Source organism: Agromyces binzhouensis (assembly GCF_004135055.1).
Classification (GTDB): domain Bacteria; phylum Actinomycetota; class Actinomycetes; order Actinomycetales; family Microbacteriaceae; genus Agromyces; species Agromyces binzhouensis.
Window position 1 is genome coordinate 1 of the sequence record NZ_SDPL01000210.1, and the last position, 5,360, is coordinate 5,360.

3 protein-coding genes are annotated in these 5,360 nt (G+C 71.8%); 2 read left to right on the top strand and 1 reads right to left on the bottom strand.

The genetic code is table 11. The annotated features are described in order from the left end of the window. Positions 1 to 1,531 (bottom strand): APC family permease (locus tag ESO86_RS10855; RefSeq protein WP_165307658.1); only part of this gene is annotated, 1,531 nt, incomplete at its 3' end. 257 nt (positions 1,532 to 1,788) lie between these two features. Here ESO86_RS10855 and ESO86_RS10860 point away from each other — a divergent pair. Next, positions 1,789 to 3,270 (top strand): APC family permease, encoded by a 1,482-nt coding sequence (locus ESO86_RS10860; protein WP_129234931.1) that lies wholly within the window; start codon positions 1,789 to 1,791, stop codon positions 3,268 to 3,270. Positions 3,271 to 3,352: 82 nt separating this feature from the next. Next, positions 3,353 to 5,360: primary-amine oxidase (locus ESO86_RS10865; protein WP_129234933.1), on the top strand; the 2,008-nt coding region annotated here is incomplete at its 3' end.

Genomic DNA, 5,360 nt, shown 5'->3' on the forward strand with positions numbered 1-5,360 from the left:
CACGGCGGCCGCCCCAGACGTCGGCGATGGTGGGCACGTCGTACACCCCGCGGATGCGCGGGTGCCGGAGCGCGAACGCCGTGCGCCAGGCGGCGAGCAGCACGGTGACGCCGAGCACGCCGACCATGACCCACGCGGCGACGGCGCGGGCGCCCGTCCACTCGACGGCGAGGTAGGCCACGAGGATCACCGCGACGGCGATCGCGCCGGCAGCGGCGACCAGCGTCGAGCGCCACCCCGACTCGCCGATGCGCCAGAGGAACACGGGCGCCGCGATGCACGCGAGGAAGTAGGCGACGAGGTAGCCGGTCGCCGCACCGAGCAGGAGCCACTGCATGGTGGGCCAGATCTGCGCGCCGAGCAGCACCGACACGGTCGGCACGGCGGTGACGACGAGCACCGTGAGCCCGACGGCCGCGACGGGCGTGCCCGACCGGCGCCGGGTGCGGCCGAGCGCGCGCGGCAGCAGGCCCTCGCGCGAGAGCGCGAAGAGCACGCGCGTCATCGCGGTCGCCGAGGCGATGAGGCACGCGAAGAGCGAGATCGCGATCGAGAGCTCGAGCACGGCGCCGAGCCACGGCATCCCGAGGCCGGCGGTCAGCCCGTCGACGGGGAAGAAGCCGTCGCCGCCGCGGAGGTCGCCGGCCTCGCCTGCGGTGAGCTGCGCGTACCCGGTCAGCAGGTACAGGCCTGCCGAGACGAACACCGTCCACACGATCGCGCGGGGGATCGCCAGGAGCGGCCGCTTCGCCTCGCCGCCGAGGGTCGACGCGCTCTCGAAGCCGACGAGGGCGGTCATCGCGAGCGCGGTCGCCACGAGCAGTTCCGGGCCGTCGATGCCCGACGGATCGAACACCGCGAACGTCCGGTCCGCCATCATCGGGGCATCCGTCGCCCAGAGCACGGCGAGCAGCGCGAGCGTGAGCAGCGCGATCACGCCGACCGAGACGACCTCGGCGACCAGGGTGACGCGGGCGGAACGGCGGATGCCGCGCACGAGGATCCAGAGCGCGAGCGCGCCGAAGACCACCATGAGGGCCGCAGCCCAGACGCCCGATGCCGCGAGCCCGGGCGCCTCGACCCCCGACGCCACGAGCCCCGGTGCCGCGAAGTCGGCGAGCGAGAGCGTGGTGTAGACCGTGCCGGCGAGCGCGAACATCGCCACGAATCCGTAGCCGACCAGCTGCGCCACGCCGCCGATGAGCGCCGCCGTCGAGCCGAGGCCGCGCGCGATGTACGCCGAGACGCCGCCCGGCGCGGCCATGCGCCGGCTGAACTGCGTGATGGTGGATGCCACGAGCAGCGTCACGCCCGCGGCGACGATCATCGGCAGCAGCGACGCCGACCCGGTGACGGCGGCGATGATCGCGGGGATGGTCAGGGCCGCACCGGCGGGCGCGACCGCCGACACGGACTGCGCGAGCACCTCGATGCCGCCGACGCTGCGGCGAGCGAGGCCCGCGACGGGGGATTCGGCGTCGAGGCCCGGGACGGGTTCGGGGTTCGCGATCGCGCGTTCCAGGGCGGACATCGGTGGGCTCCTCGGGGGTGGTGCGGGCGGTGCCGTCGCGCTCACGCGCGGGCCCGGGTCACGCGAGCCTAGGCGGCATCCGTTTCCCGCCTGCGTTCCGGATGTTTCCGGACGATGACGCCCGAATGAGACGCGTCGGCGCGCGGCGTCTCACTTGCGGCGGCGGAAGCGTTACCGGCACCCGACATCGACGCAACACGCGTCGGCGAGGCTGTGCGGCATCCGCCCCACCCCCGCCCTCGTCGAAAGGGATCGACATGACCACCCAGAAGGACTCGGCCGCACCCGCCGAGACCCGGGCGCCGCGCACCCTCAGCGGCTCGCTCGGCGTCACCGCCATCGTCTTCATGGTCGTCGCCGCCGCGTCGCCGCTCACCGTGGTGGGCGGCTCCGTGCCGCTCGGCATCGCGTTCGGCAACGGCGTCGGCTTCCCGTCGCTGTTCGTCTTCGCGGGCGTCGTGATGCTGCTGTTCTCGGTCGGCTTCGTCGCCATGACCCGGCACGTGCCCAAGCCCGGCGCGTTCTTCACCTACGCCGGGTACGGCCTCGGCCGTCCGATGGGCCTCGCGACGGCCTACCTCGCCTGGCTCACCTACACGACCGTGCAGGTCGCCGTGCACGGCTACGTCGGCTACATCATCGGCGTGTCGATCGCCGGCCTCGGCGGTCCCGACCTGCCGTGGTGGGTGTGGACGCTCGCGGTCATCGCGATCGTCGGCGTGCTCGGCTACCGGCACATCGACCTGAGCTCGAAGGTGCTCGGCGTGCTGCTCGTACTCGAGGTCGGCATCGCGGTCGTCATGACGATCGCCGTCATGATCCAGGGCGGCGCCGAGGGCCTCTCGCTCGAGACCTTCGCGCCCTCGCAGATCGTCTCGGGTGCGCCCGGCGTCGGCCTCATGTTCGCCGTGGCCGCGTTCATCGGCTTCGAGGCCACGGCGATCTTCCGCGACGAGGCGCGCGACCCGAACCGCACGATCCCGAAGGCGACGTACATCGCCGTCATCGGCATCGCGCTGTTCTACACGTTCGTCAGCTGGGGCGTCGTCATGGCGTGGGGCCCCTCGGGCGCGGTCGAGGCCGCGACGAGCGACCCCGGCGGGCTCGTCATCGCCACGGCGCTGGCCTACCTCGGGCCGGCCGGCGAGATCGCGATCAACGTGCTCATCATCACGGGCATGTTCGCGTGCGTGCTCTCGTTCCACAACGTCGTCTCGCGCTACCAGCTCTCGATGAGCAACGCGGGCGTGCTGCCGGCGAGCCTCGGCAAGGTGCACCCCAAGCACCTCTCGCCTCACACCTCGTCGCTCGTGCAGACCGCCACGGCCGCCGTCGCGATCATCGCGTTCGCGCTGCTCGGCATGGATCCCGTCGCACAGGTCTTCACCTGGCTCGCCGGCATCGCGACGCTCGGCATCATCGTGCTCATGGCGATCACGAGCATCGCGATCATCGCCTACTTCGCCCGGACGAAGGCCGACACCCGCCCGTGGAACACGGTCGTCGCGCCGATCCTCGGCCTCATCGGCCTGGTGTTCTCGGCGATCGTGATCGTCGCGTACTTCCCGTTCATGGTCAGCGACACGGATGCCGCGGGCAACCCGGTGTTCGGCGCCGTGAGCTGGATCTGCCTCGCGATCATCGTCGCCCTGCCCGTCTTCGGCTACCTGCAGGCGCTCCACCTGCGCCGCACCAGCCCCGAGACCTACCAGCGCATCACCGAGGCCATCAGCGCCTGACCCACCCGAAGACCGCCGCGGGGCCCGTGCTCACACCCGGGCCCCGCGGCATCCGCCCCCGGCAATCGAAGGAGCACCACCCATGACCATCACCGACCTCACGCTCGGCGAGACCACGCCCGCCGCGGCGGGCGCGCCGCACCCGCTGAGCGACCTCACCGCCGCCGAGATCACGGCCGTGCGCGACCTGCTCGTGGCCGAGCTCGCGCTCGCGGCATCCGTGCGCTTCGCCTACGTCGGGCTCGACGAGCCGCACAAGCTCGAGGTGCTCGACTGGCAGGCCGGCGGCCCGCTGCCCGAGCGCCGGGCCCGCGTGATGCTGCTCGACCTCGCCGACGGGCGCTCGCTCGACGTGCTCGTGTCGCTGACCGATGGCGCGGTGCGCAGCACCGCCGTGCTCGACGGCTCCGAGGGGCAGCTGCCGATCCTCGTCGAGGAGTTCGAGATGGTCGGCGACATCGTCGCCGAGGATCCGCGCTGGCACGAGGCGCTCGCCAAGCGCGGCGTCACGCACGACCAGGTCGTGTGCGTGCCGCTCTCGGCCGGCCACTACGGCTACGAGGAGGAGGAGGGCACGCGGATGCTGCGCGTGTTCGCCTTCCGCCAGGACGGCCCGCAGGACCACCCGTGGGCGCACCCGGTCGACGGCCTCGCTGCGTACATCGACGTCGTCGCGCGGAAGATCACCCGCCTCATCGACGACTCGCTCCTCGCCGTGCCCGAGGAGCACGGCAACTTCGACGACCCGGAACTGCAGGGGCCGCCGCTGACGTCGCTCAAGCCGCTCGTCATCACGCAGCCCGCCGGACCGAGCTTCGAGGTCGACGGCGACGAGGTGTCGTGGGCGAACTGGCGTTTCCAGATCGGCTTCGACCCGCGCGAGGGGCTCATCCTGCGTCGCCTGCGCATCGTCGACGGCGAGGAGGAGCGCCCGGTGATCTACCGCGCGAGCGTCTCCGAGATGCTCGTGCCGTACGGCGACCCGTCGGCGTCGCGGTTCTGGCAGAACTACTTCGACACGGGCGAGTACCTGTTCGGCCGCTTCACGAACTCGCTGAAGCTCGGCTGCGACTGCCTCGGCGAGATCAAGTACTTCGACGCGACGTTCGCCGACGAGCTCGGGCAGCCGACCACGATCGAGAACGGCATCTGCATGCACGAGGAGGACTACGGCACGCTGTGGAAGCACAGCGACATGTTCACGGGGTCCGACGAGGTGCGCCGCGCCCGCCGTCTCGTCATCAGCTTCTTCACGACGGTCGGCAACTACGACTACGGCTTCTACTGGTACCTCTACCTCGACGGCACGATCGAGTGCGAGGCGAAGCTCACCGGCATCCTCTTCTCGTCGGCCTACCCCGAGGAGGGCTACCCGTACGCGACCCAGGTGGCGCCCGGGCTCGGTGCGCCGAACCACCAGCACCTGTTCAACTTCCGCCTCGACATGATGGTCGACGGCCTCGCGAACGCGGTCGACGAGGTCGACGCCGTGCGGGTCCCGGTCGGACCGGGCAACGAGGCGGGGAACGGCTTCACGTTCTCGCGCACGCGCCTGGCGACCGAGGCGGATGCCGCCCGGGAAGCGGATGCCTCGGTGGGCCGCGCCTGGCACATCGTGAACACCGAGCGCACCAACCGGTTGGGCCAGCCGACCGGGTACGTGCTGCACCCGTCGCAGTCGCCGACCCTGCTCGCCGACCCGTCGTCGTCGATCGCCGCCCGCGCCGAGTTCGCGACGAAGCACCTCTTCGTCACGCAGTACGACCCGGCCGAGCGCTACGCCGCGGGCGACTTCGTGCACCAGAACCCGGGCGGCGACGGCCTCACGAAGTACCGGGCGGGCGACCGCTCGGTCGACGGCGAGGACATCGTGCTGTGGCACACGTTCGGACCGACGCACTTCCCGCGCCCGGAGGACTGGCCGGTCATGCCGGTCGACCACGCGAAGTTCACGTTGAAGCCGTACGGCTTCTTCGACCGCAACCCCGTGCTGAACGTGCCGGCGACCACCGCCCACGGCACCGGCTCGCATGCGACGGGCTCGGCGCACGAGCTCGGGGCCGGCGGCTCGGCGCACGGCCACGCCGGCT

Excerpts from the sequence above, each read along its gene's own strand:
- ESO86_RS10860 (WP_129234931.1), top strand. The coding sequence starts at position 1,789 with ATGACCACCCAGAAGGACTCGGCCGCACCCGCCGAGACCCGGGCGCCG.